The sequence below is a fragment of the Sulfitobacter sp. PM12 genome (assembly GCF_045586035.1).
Classification (GTDB): Bacteria; Pseudomonadota; Alphaproteobacteria; order Rhodobacterales; family Rhodobacteraceae; genus Sulfitobacter; species Sulfitobacter pontiacus.
Map to the genome: position 1 here is coordinate 1,202,878 of NZ_CP151529.1, position 21,292 is coordinate 1,224,169.

Sequence of the window (21,292 nt, forward strand, 5' to 3'; positions counted from 1 at the left end):
GGGGCTTGGCAAGAGATTTCGTGGCGTCCTGCGCTCTAGGGCGTGTCGTGTTGCTGGAAAAACAGGCGCGGGGTGCCGGTGGGACTGGTGACTGCGGGTGGGCTTGGGTAAGTTGACCCCATGGCACAAGCACCCCGATTCATTCACCTGCGCACGCACTCCGAGTATTCGTTGTTGGAAGGGGCGTTGCGGCTGAAAAAGCTGCCTGATCTGTGCAAGGGGGCCGATATGCCGGCGCTGGCCCTGACGGATACCAACAACATGTTCGCCGCGTTGGAATTCTCGGTCGCCATGGCGGGGGCCGGTGTGCAACCGATCATCGGCTGTCAGGTGGATCTGGCCTATGTGAAGGTGCAACCGGGGGAAAAGCCGCGCGATCCGGCCCCTGTGGTTTTGCTGGCCCAATCCGAGGCCGGGTATGAAAACCTGATGAAGCTGAACTCCTGCCTTTATATCGACAAGGGCGGGGCGTTGCCGCAGGTCACCTTGGAGGAGCTGGAGGCGCTGAACGGTGGGCTGATCTGTCTGACAGGCGGGGCAGGCGGCCCCGTGGGGCAGCTGTTGCAGGGCGGTCAACGCCCCGCGGCAGAGGCATTGATGGCACGGCTGCACGGGGCCTTTGCCGACCGGCTTTACGTCGAGTTGCAGCGCCACCCCGGCGAGGATGGCCAGCCCGTAGCCGAACAGCTGACCGAACGGGGCTTTGTCGAGATGGCCTATGACATGGGCATCCCTTTGGTCGCGACGAATGACGTCTATTTCCCCAAGGCCGATATGTACGAGGCCCATGACGCGCTGATCTGTATCGCGGATGGGGCCTATGTCGATCAGCAGCACGAACGCCGCCGGCTGACCGCGCAGCATTACTTCAAATCGCAGGCTGAGATGGTGACGCTGTTTGCCGATCTGCCCGAAGCCATCGAGAACACGGTCGAGATCGCCAAGCGCTGTGCGTTTATGGCCTATCGCCGTGATCCGATCCTGCCGAAGTTTGCGGATGACGAGATCGAAGAGCTCAAGCGGCAGGCGCATGAGGGGCTCAAAAACCGGCTCAAGGTGATCCCCCATGCCACCACCGTCGAAGAATATGAAAAGCGGCTGGATTTCGAGCTGGGCATCATCGAGGGCATGGGGTTCCCCGGCTATTTTCTGATCGTTGCCGATTTTATCAAATGGGCGAAAGACAATAATATTCCCGTCGGGCCGGGACGGGGCTCGGGCGCGGGTAGTCTGGTGGCCTATGCGCTGACGATTACCGATCTGGACCCGCTACGCTATCAACTGCTGTTTGAACGGTTCCTGAACCCCGAACGGGTATCGATGCCCGACTTTGACATCGACTTTTGCATGGATCGCCGGGAAGAGGTGATCCAGTATGTGCAGCGCAAATATGGGCGCGACAAGGTGGGGCAGATCATCACCTTCGGGGCGCTTTTGTCCAAGGCGGCGGTGCGTGACATCGGGCGGGTGTTGCAGATGCCCTACGGACAGGTGGATCGTCTATCCAAGATGATCCCTGTCGAGGGCGTGAAACCTGTCAGCATCGAAAAGGCACTGGCGGATGAACCACGCCTGCGCGAGGAGGCCAAGAACGAGGAAGTTGTCGCGCGGCTGTTGAACTATGGCCAGCAGGTCGAGGGGCTGTTGCGCAACGCATCGACCCACGCGGCGGGGGTTGTGATCGGGGACCGGCCGCTGGACGCGCTGGTGCCGCTTTATCAAGACCCTCGGTCCGATATGCCCGCGACGCAGTTCAACATGAAATGGGTCGAACAGGCTGGTCTGGTCAAGTTCGACTTTCTGGGCCTCAAGACCCTGACCGTCATCCAGAACGCGGTAGATCAGATCAAATCCTCGGGCCGTCACCTGCATGTGGACGCCGACGGGACAGAGCTGTTCGAGCCGCCCGAGGGGCTGATCGACGATATCGCCACCATCCCGCTGGACGACGAGGCCTCTTACAAGCTTTATGCCAGTGCCAAGACGGTGGCGGTGTTCCAGGTGGAATCCAGCGGCATGATGGATGCGCTCAAACGGATGAAGCCGACCTGTATCGAAGACATCGTCGCCTTGGTCGCGCTGTACCGGCCCGGCCCGATGGAGAATATTCCGGTCTATTGCGAGGTCAAGAACGGCCAGCGCGAACGGGAATCCGTGCATCCCTCGATTGACCACATCCTGGAGGAAACACAGGGGATTATTGTTTACCAGGAACAGGTTATGCAGATCGCGCAGGTCATGGCGGGCTACAGCCTTGGCGGCGCTGACCTGCTGCGCCGTGCGATGGGTAAGAAGATCGCCGAGGAAATGGCCAAGGAACGCCCCAAGTTCGAAAAGGGTGCGATGGCCAACGGGGTCGATAAGAAAAAGGCGTCTGAGGTTTTCGACCTTCTGGAAAAATTCGCCAACTACGGTTTCAACAAATCCCACGCCGCCGCCTATGCGGTGGTCAGCTATCAGACCGCATGGCTCAAGGCGAACCATCCGGTCGAGTTCATGGCCGGCGTGATGAACTGTGATATCCATCTGACCGACAAGCTGGCGGTCTATTTCGAAGAGGTCCGCAAACGGCTGGAACTGCCGTGGGTGCCACCTTGCGTGAACCGCAGTGATGCGACGTTCAAGGTGGTCGAGGGCGCGTTGGTCTATGCTTTGGGCGCGCTGAAAAACGTCGGGGTGGAGGCAATGAAGCTGATCACCGAAGGCCGCAAAGTTGACGGTGTGGACAAGCCCTTTGCCACGCTCTTTGATCTGGCGCGGCGGGTTGATCTGAAACGGGTGGGGAAACGTCCGCTGGAAATGCTGGCCCGCTCCGGTGCGTTCGACCAGCTGGACAACAACCGCCGCCGCGTCTGGCAGTCGCTGGACGGGTTGGTCAGCTATTCCGCCGCAATCCACGAGCAGAAAGCCTCTAATCAGGTGTCGCTGTTTGGCGAGGCGGGGGATGACTTGCCAGAGCCGCGCATCGTGCCTTGCGACGATTGGGAGGCCGCCGAGCGCCTGACCGAAGAGTTCAAGGCCGTAGGCTTCTATCTGTCGGGCCACCCGCTGGACGATTACATGGGGCCGATGAAACGCAAATCCGCTACGGGCGGTGTGCCGTTCCTGACGCTGGACGAGCTGACCGAGAAAGTCTCGGTCAAAGGGGCGATGAACGCCCGTCTGGCAGGGATCGTCGCCGGACGGCAGGAACGTAAATCAGCGCGCGGCAACCGCTTTGCTTTTGCACAACTGTCGGACCCGACGGGCGCTTACGAGGTGACGCTGTTCTCGGATACGCTGGAACTGGCGCGCGACCACCTTGAAACAGGATCTAAGGTCGTGGTCATGGTCGAGGCGACGATGGAAAGCGACCAGTTGAAACTGCTGGGCCGGTCGGTGGTGCCGATCGACACGGTGGTCGAGGATGCGGGCAATATGGGGCTGCGGATCTTTGTGGATGACGCGGGCGCTATTCAGGCGGTCGCCGATGTGTTGGCCGGTGCCCGATCCGCGGCGCGCAGCGCGGGCAAGGGGCCGGTGCAACTGTGCCTGATGGACCCGACCCTGCCCGGCGAGGTGGAGGTCGATCTTTGCGCCGAATACCCTGTCACCCCCAAGATCAAGGGCGCGATCCGGTCCCTGACCGGCGTGATGGAGGTAGAGGAAATCTGACGCGGCCCAATGGGGCGGCGGCAGCTTCCTGGATGAGGCATCCGATCAATAGTGCGGCGGGCGTTCGTTGCCGATGACAACCCCGTCGGAGCCCGCTGCCTCGCGTTCGCCCTCGCGCTGCATCAGCATATGAACCCGCCGTGTCAGGGTCGCGATCTCTGTCTCCTGACGGGCGACGACATCGGACAGGTCATCCACCGTACGGATCAGATGGGCCATTTGTTCTTCGAGCTTATCCATATGGGCACCTTGCAGCTTGCGCGTTTGCCGTCCTCCTAACAGGTTGTATGGCGTTCGATAAGGGGGGATGCGTGCCGCAGCGGGGCCGCGTCGCTTGCCCTTGGCGGGGGGTTGGGCTAGACGCGAAGCGCGATATTCAGCCCACAGGATGTGATCCAATGGCCAAGCCAAAAAAGACCCCCCGCCCCAAGGCCGAAACGCCAAAGGGGTTTCGTGACTATTTCGGTGCAGAAGTAACACAGCGTGCCGAGATGCTGCATAAGATTGCGCAGGTCTATCATCGCTATGGCTTTGACGCGCTGGAAAGCTCCGGGGTCGAGACGGTGCAGGCTTTGGGCAAGTTCCTTCCCGATGTTGATCGCCCCAATGAGGGCGTCTTCGCGTGGCAAGAGGATGCAGAGGCGGACAAGCCCGGCGACTGGCTGGCCCTGCGCTATGACCTGACAGCACCGCTGGCTCGCGTCTATGCTCAACACCGCAACGATCTGCCCACGCCCTATCGGCGCTATGCGATGGGGCCGGTCTGGCGCAACGAAAAGCCGGGGCCAGGGCGTTTCCGCCAGTTCTATCAATGCGATGCCGATACGGTCGGCGCACCGTCGGTCGCGGCGGATGCAGAGATCTGCGCGATGCTGGCCGATTGTCTGGAAGAAGTCGGGATTGACCGCGGGGACTACATCGTGCGGGTAAACAACCGCAAGGTGCTTAACGGTGTGATGGAGGTCGCAGGCGTACTCGACCCTGCCAACCCCGACAATTTCGCCCACGAGCGCGGCATCGTGCTGCGTGCGATTGACAAGCTCGACCGGCTGGGACTGGACGGCGTACGCGCATTGCTGGGCGCGGGCCGCAAGGATGACAGCGGCGACTTTACCGATGGGGCAGGGCTGAGCGATGCTCAGGCCGATGTGGTCATGGGCTTTATGCAAGCCAAACGCGACAGCGGTGCGGAAACCGTCGCGCGGCTGCGTGAACTGGTCGCGGGTTCCGAGACCGGCGCGCAGGGCGTGGACGAGCTGGAAACCATCGCCGATCTGATGGCGGCCGGTGGCTACGGCGCTGACCGCGTGGAGATCGACCCCTCTGTCGTGCGCGGTCTTGGCTATTACACCGGTCCGGTGTTCGAGGCGGAACTGACCTTCGAAATCCAGGACGAAAAAGGCCGGCCCCGCAACTTTGGCTCTGTCGCAGGGGGTGGGCGCTACGACGATCTGGTCAAGCGCTTCACCGGTCAGGAAGTCCCTGCAACGGGCGTCTCTATCGGCGTCGACCGGCTGCTTGCCGCACTGCAGGCCAAGGGCCGGATGTCGGCGCAGGCCGAAGGGCCCGTGGTGGTGACCGTGATGGATAAGGCGCGCATGTCCGACTATCAGGCGATGGTCGCTGAACTGCGTCAGGCAGGCATCCGGGCCGAGGTTTATCTCGGCAACCCAAAGAACTTTGGCAACCAGCTGAAATATGCAGACCGCCGCGCCAGCCCGGTGGCGGTGATCGCGGGCGGGGATGAATTCGACAAGGGTATGATCCAGATCAAGGACCTGATCTTGGGCGCGAAAATCGCTGAAAGCGCCACGCTGGAGGAATGGAAAGACCGCCCCAGCCAATATGAAGTGGCGCGTGGGGATCTTGTCTCTAAAGTGCGCGAGATACTGGAGCTGAACCGCTGATGGCTACACGATCCGACATCCTCGCCAAAGCCGCAAGCCTGCGCGCCTTGTTCGAGGCACAGGGGGCCGCGGTGGTGGAACCCCCGATCCTGCAACCCGCCGAGACCCTGCTGGACCTTTATGGCGAAGACATCCGCGCGCGCGCCTATGTCACCTCGGATGCGATGCGGGGCGAACAGATGCTGCGCCCCGATTATACCTTGCCCGTGGTGCAGATGCATATGGCCCATGGGGCGGACCCGGCACGCTACACCTACGCGGGCGAAGTGTTCCGCCGTCAGGAACGTGATCCCAACCGCGCCAATGAATATATTCAGGCGGGCTACGAAGTCTTTGACCGTGGCGATCCCGCGGCAGCCGATGCCGAAGTCTTTGCCCTGATCCAGGGCGCGTTGGAGGGGCTTCCGGTCACTGCCGTGACGGGGGATATCGGTATCTTGATGGCTGCGGTTGCGGGGCTGGATACATCGGCATCGCGCAAGGCGGCATTGATGCGGCACATCTGGCGGCCCCGCCGGTTCCGTGCGCTGCTTGACCGCTATGCTGGCAAAACGCCGATGCCCGCGACGCGCGCGGCGCTCTTGGCCAGTGACGGTGCGATCACCGCACCACTGATCGGCCTGCGCAGTCTGGACGAGATTGAAACACGCATCGCCGCCTTGCGCGCCGACGCCACCGAACCGGCCCTGTCGCGGACGCAGGTGTCCTTGCTGCTGGCGCTGCTGGATGTGCGTGAAACCATGCCCAATGCGATCAGCCAGTTGCATGACCTTGCCGTCGATATGCCCGCGATCTCTGATGCGGTGGACCGTGTCGCGGCGCGGGAAAAGGCGCTTGCCGCCCGCGGTGTCGATACCGGTAACCTGATGTTCGAAGCCAGCTTTGGCCGCGTGTCGATGGAATATTATGACGGGTTCGTCTTCGGCTTCCGCGCGGCGACACGGCCCGACCTGCCCACCATCGCCACAGGCGGACGCTATGACGCGCTGACACGGCGGCTAGGGCAGGGCGGGGAAATTCCCGCGGTGGGGGGCGTCATGCGCCCCGGGCTGATGCTGGAACTGGAGGCAGGCCAATGACGATCAAACTCGGTGTGCCCTCCAAAGGGCGTCTGATGGAGAAAACCTTTGAATGGTTTGCCGCGCGCGGGATCACCTTGCAGCGCACGGGCTCTGAACGTGAATACGCGGGGGCCGTCGAAGGCATCGACGGCGTGTCGTTGATCCTGCTCTCTGCGGGCGAAATCCCCCGCGAGTTGGCCGCTGGCCGTATCCATCTGGGCGTCACCGGCACCGATCTGGTGCAAGAGAAACTGGCGCTGTGGGATCAGCTTGTCGCCCCGGTAGAAGAGCTCGCCTTCGGGCATGCCGATCTGATCATTGCTGTGCCTCAGGCCTGGATCGATGTTGATACGCTCGATGATCTGGATGCCGCCGCCTCGGCCTTCCGCGACAAGCACGGGTTCCGCCTGCGCATCGCGACGAAATACCACCGGCTGGTGCGGGAATTCCTGCGCAGCACCGGTGTCGCGGATTATGCGCTGGTCGACAGCCAGGGGGCGACCGAAGGCACGATCAAGAATGAAACCGCAGAGGCCATCGCCGACATCACCTCGAGCGGGGAGACATTGCGCGCCAACCACCTCAAGATCCTGTCCGACGGGCTGATCCTGCGGTCACAGGCGACGCTTTGGCGCAGCCGGATGGCAGAGATGGATGATGCGGATCGCGCGACGATGACGGCCCTGCTGGCGCGGCTGTCCTGACGCGCATGCGCGCGGCATCCTGCGGATGCGCCTCCGGCGGGAGTTTAAGGGCAAAATGAAGAGGCACGCGCGGTCCTGCTTCATTTTGCCAAGTAAACTCAAATCCCGCGGGGGATGCGCGCGCAGGGGCTGCTGCTAGAGCACGCCGATCTCGGCCAGCGCGCGGTTCAACTCTATGGGCAGGGGCTCTTCGTGGTCGCGGCCTTCGGGCAGATCGGCAGGAGCATCCTGCGGCGCAAGGTAGCGCCACCCCTGAAACGGGCGTTTGAGGCTGCCTTGCACGCGGATGATCTTGGGGTCCAGCACGATCGCGCAGCGGCGCACACCGTCCGCGCCCGATGTCTCGTCCAGACGCAGGATTTTCTGACGACACTGGATCACACCTTTGATAACCCAGAAGATCGACCCGCCGTTCAGAATCTCGGGTTCGCGTTTGGGCCACATGCGCGTCACGTGACGGGGAAAACCGTCCTCGGTTTGCACGCGTTTTTTTTCCTGCCATGCGGCCAGGTCATCGACGGTTTCCGTGCCGACGGACAACTTGATGAGATGTATATGATTTTTCACAGAATCCTCCGTCGCTGCTACAGCATCATGTATTCTAATACACACTTTCTTCAACCTGTTGTGCTTGCGCTTTGATTTGGGGTATGGTGAACACCTTCCCAAACAGCCCTCAAGGAATCGAATATGTCACGATTTGCCGCCCCCATTGCCGAACAGATTTGGGACATGAAATACCGTTTTAAAGATGCCGACGGCACGCCGCGCGATGTGACGGTAGAAGACAGCTGGCGGCGAATCGCCCGTGATCTGGCACAGGTCGAAAAAGCACCGGAAAAATGGGAAGAGGCATTTTACGAAGCGCTGGAGGATTTCAAATTCCTCCCCGCGGGCCGCATCACTGCCGGGGCAGGTACTGCGCGCCGTGTGACATTGTTCAACTGTTTCGTCATGGGCACCGTGCCTGACAGCATGGCCGGCATCTTCGACATGCTCAAAGAAGCCGCTGTGACCATGCAGCAGGGGGGCGGGATCGGCTATGACTTTTCCACCATCCGGCCCCGTGGCGCGGATGTGCTGGGGGTCTCTGCTGACGCCTCCGGCCCGTTGAGCTTTATGGATGTCTGGGATGCGATGTGTCGGACGATCATGTCCGCCGGGTCGCGCCGTGGCGCGATGATGGCCACAATGCGCTGTGACCACCCTGATGTCGAAGACTTCATCGCCGCGAAATCCGACCCCGCGCGGCTGCGGATGTTCAACATGTCCGTGTTGATCACAGACCCTTTCATGGATGCGGTCAAGGCCGATGCCAGCTGGGATCTACAGTTCAACGGCAAGGTCTACCGCACCGTTCAGGCCCGTGATCTGTGGAACCGGATCATGAAAGCCACGTACGAGTTCGCCGAGCCCGGTGTGATCTTTATCGATCGCATCAACGAGGCCAACAACCTGAGCTATTGCGAAACCATCGCCGCCACAAACCCCTGTGGGGAACAGCCGCTGCCGCCCTATGGTGCCTGTTTGCTGGGGTCGATCAATATGGCGCGGATGGTATCCGACCCGTTTGGCGACAACCCTCAGCTGGATGTCGAGGCGCTGAACAAGCTGGTCGCGACCGCTGTACGCATGATGGACAACGTCGTTGACGTGTCGAAATTCCCGCTTGACGAACAGCAGGCAGAGGCGAAAGCCAAGCGCCGCATCGGTCTGGGTGTCACCGGTCTGGCGGATGCCTTGTTGATGGTCGGGCTGCGCTATGGCTCGGACGCGGCGGCAGAGCAGACCGAGGCATGGCTCCAGGCGATTGCGCGGGCGGCCTATCTGGCCTCCGTCGATCTGGCGAAGGAAAAGGGGGCCTTCCCGCTGTTCGAGGCAGACGCCTATCTGGCTTCCGGCACCATGCAGCAGATGGATGATGACGTGCGCGACGCCATTGCCGAAAACGGCATCCGCAACGCGCTTTTGACCTCGATCGCGCCCACAGGCACCATCAGCCTTTATGCAGGCAACGTCAGCTCGGGGATCGAGCCGGTCTTTGCCTATGCCTACACCCGCAAGGTTCTGCAAAAGGATGGCAGCCGTACCGAGGAAGAAGTCGTCGATTACGCCGTACAGATGTGGCGCGATCTGAAGGGCGACGCGCCTTTGCCCGACTATTTCGTTAATGCACAGACGCTGGCCCCTCTGGATCACGTCAAGATGCAGGCCGCGGCACAGAAATGGGTCGATAGCAGCATCTCGAAAACCATCAACTGCCCCGAAGACATCAGCTTTGACGCGTTCAAGGATGTTTATATGGCCGCTTGGGATCAAGGCTGCAAAGGCTGCACGACCTATCGTCCGAATGACGTGACCGGATCGGTTCTGTCGGTATCGGAAAGTGCCGATACAGCCCCGGGCGAGGTTGCAGCCCAAGCCACCGCAGAGGAAGGCGGCGAGGTCGTTTATATGTCCGATCCGCTGGACCGCCCGGAAGAGCTTGAGGGCTCCACCTACAAGATCAAATGGCCCGACAGCGAGCATGCGCTGTATATCACCATTAACGATGTGGTGATCGGCGGGCATCGGCGTCCGTTCGAGGTCTTTATTAACTCCAAGAACATGGAGCATTTTGCCTGGACGGTCGCGCTTACCCGCATGATCTCTGCCGTGTTCCGTCGCGGGGGCGATGTGTCCTTTGTCGTCGAAGAGCTGAAGGCCGTCTTTGACCCGCGCGGCGGCGCCTGGATGCGCGGCAAATACATCCCGTCGATGCTGGCCGCCATCGGGGGCGTGATCGAACAACACCTGATCGCCACCGGTTTTATCGCGGGCGAAGGGCAGGGGCTGAAATCCGACCCGCAAGCCAAGGTCGTCGGCCTGGACGCCCCCCGCGGCAAAGCCTGCAGCAGCTGCGGCCAATACGATCTGCGCATGGTCGAAGGCTGCATGACCTGCGGCAGCTGCGGCCATAGTAAGTGTGGCTGATTGGAGTTGTGGGGTGAGGTTTCAAAACCTCACCCGTATTCCTCAAACCACTGCGTCCAATTTTCGGATCCCCAAGATCTGCAGATGAATGCACACTTAAGGCTGCACGACTGTGTGTGATGTTGCTTCGAGTCAGCGATCAACACCCTCACCGAACCCGCTTCACTTGCGTTTCACGATAACGGTCACGCAAATCCAGCGCGCTTTGCCTGTGTCACCAGTTCCGTGACCCTCTCGGCATTGTTTGCCGCGACCTGTCCGTCTGTGTTCAAGCGGTTGTTCTCGAACCCGATCCGGGTCTTGCCGCCGTGGCGCATGGTCTCGATCAGGCAGGCGGTTTCTTGGGGGCCGAAGGCGCAGGCGGCCCAGTCTGCGTCCGGCAAGGCCGATTTTAGCCTTTGTGCCAGTGCTGCGACTTCCGTGGGTGTGCTGGTCTGGCCGTTGGTATAACGCCCCAGAACGATCAGGGTCTTCAGCCTGTCGCGGGGGACATCGCCTTGTGCGACAAGCCGGGCAAGATGGGCGATATCCGCGGTGTCATAGAGGATGTGTTGAACGTCGATCATCGCTTCGGCGCACATGGCAAAGAACCGTCGGGTGGCGGCATTCTCTTGATCGGCCGTGATCTCGCGCAGCGCGACCGACACGGCGCGCGGTTTCAGGGTTTCGACCAGATGGCGTTGTTCTGCGGGGGTAAAGCGGCCCGCGGCCTCGCTGGTGATCTGAACATAGAGGTCAGGGGCGCGCTGGCCGAGCTCGCTCAGAAGCTCGGCATAAAGCCCGACGTCCAGAACATGCCGTTGCTCGGTATCGCGCACATGCGCATGAAGGCCATCGGCACCCGCAGCATGGCAGGCCAGCGCGCAGGCGACCGTCTCTTCTATGGTGACGGGGAGGGCAGGGTGATCCGCCTTGGTCAGCCGCGCCCCATTCGGCGCGACCATAAATCTGGGCAATGCGGTCATGCGGCAAGCGCCTTGTCGATGGCCGTTGATAGCTTGCCCACCAGCTCATCAATCTGTGCGTCCTCGATGACAAACGGCGGCGCGAGCAGCACGTGGTCGCCATATTGGCCATCGATTGTGCCAGACATCGGATAGCAGATCAGGCCGGCGGCAAAGGCCTCCTTCTTGATCCGCGCGGCGAGGCCACGGGACGGATCGAATGGTGCTTTGGTGCTGCGGTCGGCAACCAGTTCGATCCCGCGGAACAACCCGCGCCCGCGAATATCGCCAATGTTGTCATGATCGCCGAACTGCGCCTTTAGTGCTGCGTCCAGCTTGTCGCCCTGGGTGGTGACATGGGACAGCAGGTCGCGGTCAAGGATTTCGCTAAGCACGGCATTGGCCGCCGTGGCCGCCATGGCGTGGCCCATATAGGTGTGGCCATGCTGGAAGAAACCGGTGCCCGCTGCAATCGCATCATAAATGGCAGCTGAGGTCAGCAGCGCGCCGATCGGTTGATAGCCCGCCCCAAGTCCTTTGGCGATGGTGATCATGTCCGGGGCGACGCCGTCCTCGGTGCAGGCGAACAGGTTGCCGGTACGGCCCATGCCACACATCACCTCGTCCAGGATCAGCAGCACGCCATATTGGTCGCAAATCTCGCGGATGCGCTTGAGATATCCCGGCACGGCAGGAACCGCGCCAGAGGTCGCACCCACCACAGGCTCCGCGAGGAAGGCCATCACCGTATCAGGGCCAAGCCGCAGGATTTCGGTTTCCAGCTCATTCGCCACGCGCAGGCCGTAGGCCTCTTGCGTTTCGCCGTCCTGCCGGTCGCGGTACTCATAGCAGGGGCTGATATGGGTGGTGTCGGCAAGCAGGGGCGCGAACTGGGTACGACGCCACGCATTCCCCCCAGCTGCCAAAGCGCCCAATGTATTCCCGTGATAGCTTTGGCGCCGGGCAATGACGCGGTGGCGCTTGGGCTGCCCGATTTCCAGAAAATACTGCCGCGCGAGCTTGATCGATGCCTCGACCGCTTCGGAGCCCCCAGAGACGAGATACACCCGATCAATGCCCGCAGGCGCGTTCTCGACCAAGCGATCGGCCAAACGCTCTGCCGGATCAGAGGTGAAGAAGCCGGTGTGCGCGAAGGCAAGCTGGTCAATCTGGGCATGCAGGGCGGCGCGGACAGCCTGATTTGAGTGCCCCAGGCAGGAAACAGCAGCGCCGCCCGAACCATCAAGATATCTACGTCCGTCCGCATCGATCAGATAGCAGCCGTCCCCCTTGGTGGCGACCGGCAGCGCGCCTTTGGTGGATCTGCCGAAGATATGACTTTTCATGACTGTAGTCCTTGCTTGAAGACGCGCTTTGGGTGACGTGACATCAGCACTTGTCTGCGCGGTGATGCGTTTGTATTATTTTATTGCTATATATTAAGCAAATGTATTTTTGCTGTGCATTGGATGTGACAGCGGCGTGAACGCCGGCACGCATAAACAGAAGGTAAGGGTTTGATGAGCAACGATGAAACGCTGAAAGACCGCTTGTCACAGGTAAGTGCGCAAGGAACGCCCGCGCTTCGGTCCTTTGCGCGGTGGCTTCTGGATAACCTTTCGGTCGTGGCCTTTAGCTCGATTCGCGGGCTGGCCAAGCAGGCAGGGGTCAATCCAAATACCGTGACCCGTATGGCGAAGGAGCTTGGCTATACCAGCTTTGACGCCTTCCGCACGGATGTGCAGGCAACGATCCAGACACCTGCGCCAAACTACGGCGCGCGTGCCCAGACATTAAGGCATGAACATCGCGACAGCGCGTTTGCCGCGCTCATGGAGGCGCATGGTGAAAACACGGCGATGCTTTTCTCGGCAGATATTCTGGACACGTTGAATGCGTGCATCGACCCGTTGCTCGGGGCGCGCAAAGTCTATGTGGTCGGCGTGCGCAGTTGCTATGCGATCGCGCATTATTTCTCGTATGTGGGCGGCATGGCGTTTCCGAATTTCGTAGACGTGCCGACCCTGCCGGGGGGCATTGTCGATGTACTGTCTCAGGCCACGTCCGAGGATATTATCGTCGGGATCACCTATGAACATTACGCGGCAGAGGTGGTTCAGGCCTGCCAGATCGCCCAGTCCCGCGGCGCGCGGGTTCTGGCGCTGACGGACAGTCATGCCTCCCCGATCGCGGTTGGCGCTTGGAAAGTGGTACCGCTGCCCATGGCCGGACCTCATTTCCTGCCGTCGCTCAATTCGGCGTTTCTAGCGGTAGAGATGCTGCTGGTCGGAATGGCCGCGCGTTCAGATGACACGGCAGAGCGGGTATCGAATTTTGAGGGCCGTATCCGGCAGTATGGCGGCTACGACGTGTGAGGTGTCTTGCGCGGATGAAAATCATCCGGCAGGCCCAATGCCACGGCAGAGCCACCGGTGATCAACCCCGTGGACCGCAGGTCGCTTTCGTCCAGCGCGACGATGAACGCATAGGATAGGCGTTGTGCCAGTCCGCGACATGAGTGACGGTTATACCGATAACGGGCGTGTAGTGGGCGCGGGTCTGGCTGCTACGCGCCCCATTCTGCATGTGACCCAAGATGCGCGATGAGAAAGTCGATCAGGATGCGCGTCTTGGGGGTAAGCACGTTTGAGCGCGGGTACATCAACCACAAGACCGAACTGTCGTTCAGCTTCCATTCCGGCACGACACGGATCAACCGGCCCGAGCGCAGCTCGTCCGAGACGCTCCAGAGCGAATTGATCGACAGACCGGCCCCCGCAAGGGTGGCCTCACGCTGTGCGTCACCATCGTCAACGATAGTCCGGCAGATCATCTGGGCTGGGTCAAGCGGCGCGGTTTCGCCCTCTGGGCCGATCAATTCGCGCGGCTCAAGGTCGATCCATGCCAGAAACCGATGCCCCCGAAGCTCTGCCGGTGACTGCGGTACGCCGTGTTCCTCAAGATATGCAGGAGAGGCACAAAGAACGCGGGTATCATCCGCCAGCTTGCGCCCTTTGAGGCTGCTGTCGGTTAGGGGGGCCGCGCGCAATGCAAGGTCAAAACTGCCCTCGATCGCGTCAAACCGTGCGTCAGACAGGCGAAGTTCGAGCGTAAGGTCGGGGAACGCCGCGTGAAACTGCGGCAGAAGCGGCATGATGTGGCGCTGCGCGAAACTGCTTGGCGCGGCAAATCGGATGGTGCCCTTGGGGCTGGTTTCATGGCTGCCAAGAACGGCCTTCGCGGCCTCTGCCTGCGCCAGAATCTCCCGCGCGTAGGGAAGGAAGTCGGACCCTTCGAGCGACAGCGACACTTTGCGGGTGGTCCGTCGCAGCAGCTCTACGCCAAGCTCTTGTTCCAGTTTGGCAAGGCGGGCGCTGGCGACCGCAGGGGCAAGACCCAGATTCCGTCCGGCAGCAGAGATATTCAGCCGGTCGGCGGCCATCACAAAAAGGCGCAGGTTGTCAGTATCCACCGCTATTATCTCCGCTATCCGAATAATCAAATCGGAAAAATGCCGGTTTTCTACCGTTTCACAAGACCTATTTTTCAGCGACACAATGAAGGAACAAAGAAATGAAAGCCATTGGCTATAGCGCGGCGGGCCCTGCGGACACGCTCGATATGATTGAAATCGACCGGCCCGCGGTGGGGCCGCGTGATCTGCTGGTCGCGGTGAAAGGTATCTCGGTCAATCCGGTCGACGTGAAGCTGCGCGCAGCCGCTCAACCCGAGGGCGCGGCGCGCGTTCTGGGCTTTGACGCGGCAGGCGTCGTGGCCGAGGTGGGCGCGTCGGTCACCGGTTATAAGACCGGCGATGAGGTCTTTTATGCGGGCGACGTCACGCGCGCGGGCACCAATGCGGAATTCCATGCCGTCGATGAACGGATCGTCGGGCGCAAGCCGGCCAGCCTCGACTTTACCGAAGCGGCGGGGCTGCCGCTGACCTCGATCACCGCGTGGGAGATGCTGTTCGACGCATTCCGCCTGACCGAAGGGGGCGGCGCGGGGCAAAGCTTGCTGGTGATCGGTGGCGCTGGCGGTGTCGGCTCTATCCTCATCCAGTTGGCCAAAGCGCTGACCGGGCTTACCGTCATTGCGACGGCCTCTCGGCCCGAGACGCAGGATTGGGTGCGCAAGATGGGGGCGGATCACGTGGTTGACCATCGCGGTGACCTAGCCGCGCAGCTGGCAGAGTTGGGCCAGACCCCAAGCTATGTCGCCGCGTTGACGGCCACGGATCAGCATTGGCCCGCAATCATCGACTTGATCGCGCCCCGCGGCCAGATCGCGCTGATTGACGACCCCGAGGCGCTGGATATCAAGGCGGCTAAACCCAAGGCGTTGAGCATCCATTGGGAATTCATGTTCACCCGTTCGATGTTCGCGACCGACGATATGGATGCCCAGCAAGACCTGCTGAACCGCGTCGCAGCGATGATCGACGCAGGCACATTGCAGTCGACAGTTACCGAGCGCGGCGAGGCGCTGACCGTCGAGGCGCTGCGCGCGGCGCATCTGCGGCAAGAAAGCGGTCGCGTGATTGGCAAGCAGGTGCTTGGCGGACTTTAAGTAATAGAAATCACGCGGGGGCGTCGTGCCATGTTCACGCCACGCCCCCGCGTCCCTTGCGCCTTTGAAGGGGCGCGTAGATTGCCCATAGGTTCGCGCAAGCGCAACGGGTTGCTCATCAGGGCTTGACCTGCGTCTAATAAATCAATAATTCCCGATATATGGATAAGAATCACGCTCTCGACGCTTTTGCGGCGCTCAGTCAGGTCACCCGCCTTGATGTCTTCCGTCTTCTCATCACAGCCGGAGAAGGGGGGATGTCGGCAGGCGATATCGGCGACACTTTGGGGGTGCGACAGAATACGATGTCGACCAACCTCGCGATTTTGGCACGTTCGGGCCTTATTCGCAGCAAGCGCGAAGGGCGAAGCATTCGTTACTTTGCCGATATGGAGGGGCTGCGCGGTTTGCTCGCCTTTCTGATGGAGGATTGCTGCGGCGGGCGCCCGGAACTCTGCCAGCCCATCATAAACGAGCTCGCCTGCCCCTGTTAGGCGCGCATGGGGGAGGTGCCGCATTGGTCCTGTAACATTCCTGTGCTGACATCGGGCAACCACATATTCACGGCCAAGGGGCTGCAATTTTTGAAGGTTCGACATGACTGATACGACACTTCCCGCGGCGGCGGGTCTGGGCACGTTTGAAAAATGGCTGTCCGTCTGGGTGGCGCTGGCGATTGGCGCGGGGCTGCTGCTTGGCAATCTGTTTCCGACTGCGTTTGGTATGCTTGCCGGGCTTGAGGTGGCGTCGGTGAACCTGCCCGTTGCGGTGCTGATCTGGGCGATGGTGTTCCCGATGATGGTCGGTGTGGATTTCGGAGCCTTGCGTCAGGTGGGGGACAAGCCGAAAGGGTTGGTTGTCACGGTGGTGGTGAACTGGCTGATCAAGCCCTTCACCATGGCCGCCCTTGGCGTGTTGTTCTTTTACTACTTTTTCGCAGGTCTGATCCCGCCGGATGACGCGCAGGCCTATCTTGCGGGCGTTATCCTGTTGGGGGCCGCACCCTGTACCGCGATGGTGTTTGTCTGGTCGAACCTGACGCGGGGGGATGCGACCTATACGCTGGTGCAGGTGAGCGTGAACGACGTCATCATGGTGTTCGCCTTCGCGCCCATCGTTGCCTTCTTGCTGGGGGCCACGGATATCGTCGTGCCCTGGGATACGTTGCTGTTATCCGTGGGGCTTTACGTGATGCTGCCGCTTTTGGTGGGCTATCTGACGCGCCAGCGGCTGATTGCGCAAGGCGGCGAAGCGGCGGTGGATCGGTTCAAGACGGGTGTGCAGCCGTTTTCGATCATCGGTCTGCTTGTGACGGTGGTCTTGCTTTTCGCGTTTCAGGGCGAGGTGATCCTGGACCGACCGCTGGTGATTGCCCTGATCGCTGTGCCGCTTCTGATCCAGTCCTACGGGATATTCTTTCTGGCCTATGGGGTCGCGCGGGCCTGGGGTATCCCCTTCAACGTAGCGGCCCCCTGCGCCTTGATCGGCACCTCCAACTTTTTCGAGCTGGCGGTCGCGGTTGCGATCAGCCTTTTCGGGCTCGGGTCCGGTGCGGCATTGGCGACGGTGGTCGGTGTCTTGGTCGAAGTGCCTGTCATGCTGTCGCTTGTCGCTTTTGCAAACAGAACCCGCCATTGGTTCCCTGCCTCGGAGGGGTCATCATGAGTGTTGTCATTCACCACAACCCCGATTGCGGCACGTCCCGCAATGTGCTGGCCATCATAAAAGCATCGGGCGTGGAGCCCGTTGTGATCCCCTATCTTGATACCGGCTGGACGCGCGGACAGCTTCTGGGGCTTTTCGCGGCGGCGGGTCTGACACCGCGCAGCGCTTTGCGGGTAAAGCGATCTCCGGCAGAGGCATTGGGGCTGCTGGATCCCGACGTGGACGACGAAGCCCTTTTGGCCGCCATGCTGGAACACCCCATTCTGGTCAATCGCCCCATTGTCTGCACACCCAAAGGCGTCCGGCTGTGCCGCCCAAGCGAGGCCGTGTTGGACTTGCTTGACCACCTCCCACAGGGGCCGCTGACCAAGGAAGACGGCACTTTACTGATTGACGCGGAAGGAAACAGAGTTGCCTGATACCCCGAACCTTGATGACACCCATTTCAAAGCCATTGATGCGGCGCGTCTGCTTGAGCCCACAGCAGACGCGGACCGCCCGCGTATCCTGTTGCTTTACGGATCATTGCGGGACCGGTCGTTCAGCCGGCTCATGACAGAGGAAGCCGCGCGCATTCTGACACGGCTGGGGGCCGAGACGCGTACCTATTCGCCGTCTGGCCTGCCGCTGCCGGATGATGCCGACGCCAGTCACCCCAAAGTGCAGGAGCTGCGCGATCTGGTCACATGGTCGGACGGGATGGTCTGGTGTTCACCCGAACGCCACGGGGCCATGACCGGCATCATGAAAACCCAGATCGACTGGATTCCGCTGTCCTTGGGCGGTGTGCGCCCGACGCAGGGCAAAACGCTGGCCGTCATGCAGGTCAGCGGGGGGTCGCAAAGCTTTAACGCCGTGAACCAGCTGCGCATTCTTGGGCGTTGGATGCGGTTGCTCACGATCCCGAACCAGTCCTCCACCCCCAAAGCCTTTCTGGAGTTTGACGACGCGGATCGGATGAAGCCATCGCCGTTCTATGATCGGGTCGTTGATGTCATGGAAGAGCTGGTGAAGTTCACGGTGCTGACCAAAGACAGGAAAGACTACCTGCTGGATCGCTATAGCGAGCGGAAGGAAAGCGCCGCCGAGCTGTCGAAGCGCGTGAACCAGAAGTCGATCTGACCGATTTGTCGACCGCAGGGGCAGAAATATCCGTATGTTGAACGGGACGCGGCTTGAATGATTTGCGCGACAGCTGCGCTGGATGGTCTGTTAAAGCTTCATCCAGCGCAGTTGTCTGCCTAAGGCGACCGCGCAGACGCTGTAATTAACGATCGTGATATCGCCAGAGACAGGGGCATTTTGTGACACAACTATCTGATACACCAACCCGTTACGGCACCGTAAGCCGGCTGCTTCACTGGGGCATGGCCGCATTGTTTGCGGCGCAGTTTATCTCCGCCGCGGCGCATTGGGCGCTTCCGCGAGAGAACACCCTGCGCGAGCTTCTTTGGGGCTACCATACGACGCTGGGGGTGACGCTGTTTGGGCTAATCTTGGTGCGTGGTCTGTGGGGGCTGGCGAACATCCAACGGCGGCCTACGAATGCCGGTTTGATGGGGCAGGCGGCTGTCGCGGGTCATGTGGTTCTATATGCCTTGATGGTGATCGTCCCGGGCGTACGGCTCTTGGCCGCAGCGGGCGGCACCCGTGGGCTAAGCTATTTCGGGGTGCAGATATTTTCTCCCCAAACCGCCGAGGTCGCCTGGATGCAAGCGCCCGCGGAATGGCACGGAGAGCTGGGCTGGATCCTTGCCCTTGTTGTGCTTGGCCATATCTTCATGGCAGTCGTTTGGCATCGCCTGATCCAGCGTGATGATGTCCTGTCCACGATGGCGGGGCGGTAAGACGCTGAAAATAGGTAGCTTGGGTTTTTCCCGAGACCAACGGCCGCGTCTTCGGTTTTACTATGGGGCCTTCAGGGGGTAAGACAGGCCAACGGCCTGGCTGCTTTTCACCACTTTCAACAAAGGCTTTCCCATGGCCACCAAAACCAACCTGCACCCCCGCAACCTCCACAACGAGGGGTATGACTTCGCGCGCCTGATTGCGGCCCTCCCCGAGCTAGGACCGTTTACGACCCCCAATCCAGCGGGGCAAACCACCATCGATTTTCGGGACGTGGCGGCTGTGCGTATGCTCAATCGGGCGCTGCTCAAGGCGGACTACGGCATTGATTTCTGGGACATCCCGCCGAACTACCTTTGCCCGCCCATTCCGGGGCGCGTCGATTATATCCACCATCTGGCCGATCTGCTTGCGCGCAGCAACAACAACGAGATTCCGCGCGGGCCGCAGATCAAGGCGTTGGACATCGGCACCGGCGCAAGCCTAGTGTACCCGCTGACGGGGCAAAGCGCCTATGGCTGGCAGTTTACCGGTGTCGATATCGACCCTGTTGCCATCAAGTCTGCGCAACAGATTGCAAAGGCCAACGCGCTGGACGTGGACCTGCGGCTGCAAGAGAACCGCGAGGATATTTTCGACGGGGTGATCCATCCTGACGACCGTTTCCACGTCACCCTGTGCAACCCGCCCTTTCATGCCTCGATGGAAAGGGCGACGAAGGGCACGCAACGGAAATGGGCGAACCTTGGCAAAGGGCGTTCAGGCAAGCTCAATTTCGGCGGGCAAAACGCCGAGCTCTGGTGCCCCGGCGGCGAGATCAGGTTCATCGCCAGCATGGTCGACCAAAGCCGCGCGATTGCGGGGCAATGTCTGTGGTTTACGTCGCTTGTGTCAAAAAAGGACAACGTGCAGACGCTGTATAAAATCCTGAAAAAGGCCAAGGTCGCCAACTGCGATGTGGTCGAGATGGCGCAGGGGCAAAAAACCAGCCGGTTCATCGCCTGGACATTCATCAAGAAAGATCAGCGTGCGTCCTTTATGAAGGGATCCGCGCGCTAGAACAGCCACGCGCGTGTCTGATACCCCGCGGCATTAACCGCCCGTATCGCCCTTCGTCTCGATCTTGAGCGTGGTGCCGCAGTGTTTACAGTGAACGGCGTCTGTCTCGTGACGGTTCAGGCCACATTCGGGGCAGGTGTGCTTGATCTTGGAGGGTTGGAAAATCGTCCGCGCCAATTGCACGAACAGCGCGACCCCGACCACCATGATGAACACCGACAGCAGTTTGCCACCCGTTGTCGTCATCGTGATGTCGCCAAAACCCGTTGTCGTCAGCGTCGCCACTGTAAAGTACAGTGCATCGACATAGCCCGCGACGCCCGCGTCCTCTTCAAAGGTCAGCACAAACACCAGCGATGTAATGACAAAGATGAACACCAGCAGGTTGACCGCCGCAAGGATCGCGTCCTCGTGTTTGCGGAAAAACGCGCTTTCTCGCCGCAGGTCGTGCAGCAGGTGATAGGCATGGATCAGCCGCAAACCGCGCAAGACCCGCAGGAACGCAAAGCTTTCGGCCATAAGCGGTGCCAGCACCAGCGATATCACCACGACCAGATCGGCAAGGGTGTAGATGCGCGTCAGCTCTTTGCGCAGGTTCGTAGAGATCCAAAGACGCGCGGCAAGGTCGAACAGGATGAACAGGCCAAAGAACGCATTGACCGCCGTAATCACCGGCGTGGACGGCAACGCGGCGGTCGCGATGAAATAGATGATCGTCAGTGAATCAAACAGGATCAACCCATAACGAAACCGCCGCGAGCGCGTGGTTTGTCCATCGTATAAAGCTTTAATCGTACTGCGTAGACTGTTCATTGATTGGACATACCGCTTCCCTCAGGGTCGTCATCGTCAACAACCGCTGAGGGTCAAGATGGCGCAAGGCGCGCCAATATCAATGGTTTGCGTAG

At 60.8% G+C, this 21,292-nt stretch carries 19 protein-coding genes; 13 read left to right on the forward strand and 6 right to left on the reverse strand.

Annotated features, from left to right (window positions below):
• The first annotated feature begins 120 nt into the window (after positions 1–120).
• On the forward strand, positions 121–3,654 hold the full coding sequence (gene dnaE / locus AADW22_RS05755) for a DNA polymerase III subunit alpha (protein WP_407474437.1): 3,534 nt from the start codon (positions 121–123) through the stop codon (positions 3,652–3,654).
• A gap of 45 nt (positions 3,655–3,699) precedes the next feature.
• Here dnaE and AADW22_RS05760 read toward each other — a convergent pair whose 3' ends face one another.
• Entirely contained in the window at positions 3,700–3,894 is a 195-nt protein-coding gene (locus AADW22_RS05760) for a SlyX family protein (RefSeq protein ID WP_037943646.1), read from the reverse strand.
• Positions 3,895–4,052: 158 nt separating this feature from the next.
• On the opposite strand from AADW22_RS05760, the gene hisS reads away from it, so the two are divergent.
• Genes hisS through hisG form a run of 3 tightly spaced genes read left to right on the forward strand, consistent with a single transcriptional unit; the run spans position 4,053 to position 7,326 of the window.
• Positions 4,053–5,561: a histidine--tRNA ligase gene (hisS, locus tag AADW22_RS05765; RefSeq protein ID WP_180828885.1), complete on the forward strand. Its 1,509-nt coding sequence runs from the start codon at positions 4,053–4,055 to the stop codon at positions 5,559–5,561.
• Positions 5,561–6,640, forward strand: a complete 1,080-nt coding sequence (locus AADW22_RS05770) for an ATP phosphoribosyltransferase regulatory subunit (RefSeq protein ID WP_180828887.1) — start codon at positions 5,561–5,563, stop codon at positions 6,638–6,640. The genes hisS and AADW22_RS05770 overlap by 1 nt, the downstream gene beginning before the upstream one ends.
• A complete protein-coding gene (gene hisG, locus AADW22_RS05775; RefSeq protein WP_064217327.1) occupies positions 6,637–7,326 on the forward strand; it encodes an ATP phosphoribosyltransferase in 690 nt (229 codons plus the stop codon). Before AADW22_RS05770 ends, hisG begins: the two co-directional genes overlap by 4 nt.
• A gap of 135 nt (positions 7,327–7,461) precedes the next feature.
• Here the strand turns inward: hisG and AADW22_RS05780 are convergent, their stop codons facing one another.
• Positions 7,462–7,893 (reverse strand): DUF1489 family protein, encoded by a 432-nt coding sequence (locus AADW22_RS05780; RefSeq protein ID WP_005852088.1) that lies wholly within the window; start codon positions 7,891–7,893, stop codon positions 7,462–7,464.
• Positions 7,894–8,016: 123 nt separating this feature from the next.
• Here AADW22_RS05780 and AADW22_RS05785 point away from each other — a divergent pair, with 123 nt between their 5' ends.
• Positions 8,017–10,299 (forward strand): adenosylcobalamin-dependent ribonucleoside-diphosphate reductase, encoded by a 2,283-nt coding sequence (locus AADW22_RS05785; protein WP_407474438.1) that lies wholly within the window; start codon positions 8,017–8,019, stop codon positions 10,297–10,299.
• A 185-nt stretch (positions 10,300–10,484) separates the two neighbouring features.
• Here the strand turns inward: AADW22_RS05785 and AADW22_RS05790 are convergent, their stop codons facing one another.
• Entirely contained in the window at positions 10,485–11,264 is a 780-nt protein-coding gene (locus AADW22_RS05790) for a 3-keto-5-aminohexanoate cleavage protein (protein WP_407474439.1), read from the reverse strand.
• The gene (locus tag AADW22_RS05795; protein WP_407474440.1) at positions 11,261–12,589 is read right to left on the reverse strand and encodes an aspartate aminotransferase family protein; all 1,329 of its coding nucleotides are present in this window, start codon (positions 12,587–12,589) and stop codon (positions 11,261–11,263) included. The genes AADW22_RS05790 and AADW22_RS05795 overlap by 4 nt, the downstream gene beginning before the upstream one ends.
• Before the next feature lie 174 nt (positions 12,590–12,763).
• Here AADW22_RS05795 and AADW22_RS05800 point away from each other — a divergent pair, with 174 nt between their 5' ends.
• Positions 12,764–13,618: a MurR/RpiR family transcriptional regulator gene (locus AADW22_RS05800; protein ID WP_407474441.1), complete on the forward strand. Its 855-nt coding sequence runs from the start codon at positions 12,764–12,766 to the stop codon at positions 13,616–13,618.
• A 191-nt stretch (positions 13,619–13,809) separates the two neighbouring features.
• Here AADW22_RS05800 and AADW22_RS05805 read toward each other — a convergent pair whose 3' ends face one another.
• The gene (locus AADW22_RS05805) at positions 13,810–14,715 is read right to left on the reverse strand and encodes a LysR family transcriptional regulator (protein WP_286699895.1); all 906 of its coding nucleotides are present in this window, start codon (positions 14,713–14,715) and stop codon (positions 13,810–13,812) included.
• Between the two features lie 101 nt (positions 14,716–14,816).
• Here AADW22_RS05805 and AADW22_RS05810 point away from each other — a divergent pair, with 101 nt between their 5' ends.
• The 7 genes from AADW22_RS05810 (at position 14,817) to rlmF (ending at position 20,384) form a co-directional block, all read left to right on the forward strand.
• On the forward strand, positions 14,817–15,812 hold the full coding sequence (locus tag AADW22_RS05810; protein ID WP_407474442.1) for a zinc-binding alcohol dehydrogenase family protein: 996 nt from the start codon (positions 14,817–14,819) through the stop codon (positions 15,810–15,812).
• 161 nt (positions 15,813–15,973) lie between these two features.
• Positions 15,974–16,306: a helix-turn-helix transcriptional regulator gene (locus tag AADW22_RS05815; protein WP_005852102.1), complete on the forward strand. Its 333-nt coding sequence runs from the start codon at positions 15,974–15,976 to the stop codon at positions 16,304–16,306.
• Positions 16,307–16,409: 103 nt separating this feature from the next.
• A complete protein-coding gene (gene arsB / locus AADW22_RS05820) occupies positions 16,410–17,477 on the forward strand; it encodes an ACR3 family arsenite efflux transporter (RefSeq protein WP_407474443.1) in 1,068 nt (355 codons plus the stop codon).
• On the forward strand, positions 17,474–17,896 hold the full coding sequence (arsC, locus tag AADW22_RS05825; RefSeq protein WP_407474444.1) for an arsenate reductase (glutaredoxin): 423 nt from the start codon (positions 17,474–17,476) through the stop codon (positions 17,894–17,896). The genes arsB and arsC overlap by 4 nt, the downstream gene beginning before the upstream one ends.
• On the forward strand, positions 17,889–18,599 hold the full coding sequence (arsH, locus tag AADW22_RS05830; RefSeq protein ID WP_407474445.1) for an arsenical resistance protein ArsH: 711 nt from the start codon (positions 17,889–17,891) through the stop codon (positions 18,597–18,599). The genes arsC and arsH overlap by 8 nt, the downstream gene beginning before the upstream one ends.
• A gap of 182 nt (positions 18,600–18,781) precedes the next feature.
• On the forward strand, positions 18,782–19,324 hold the full coding sequence (locus AADW22_RS05835) for a cytochrome b (RefSeq protein WP_081858779.1): 543 nt from the start codon (positions 18,782–18,784) through the stop codon (positions 19,322–19,324).
• 133 nt (positions 19,325–19,457) lie between these two features.
• Positions 19,458–20,384 (forward strand): 23S rRNA (adenine(1618)-N(6))-methyltransferase RlmF, encoded by a 927-nt coding sequence (gene rlmF, locus AADW22_RS05840; protein WP_132996974.1) that lies wholly within the window; start codon positions 19,458–19,460, stop codon positions 20,382–20,384.
• A 33-nt stretch (positions 20,385–20,417) separates the two neighbouring features.
• On the opposite strand, the gene AADW22_RS05845 is transcribed toward rlmF, so the two are convergent.
• Positions 20,418–21,197, reverse strand: a complete 780-nt coding sequence (locus AADW22_RS05845; protein WP_132996973.1) for an ion channel — start codon at positions 21,195–21,197, stop codon at positions 20,418–20,420.
• Positions 21,198–21,292 lie beyond the last annotated feature (95 nt).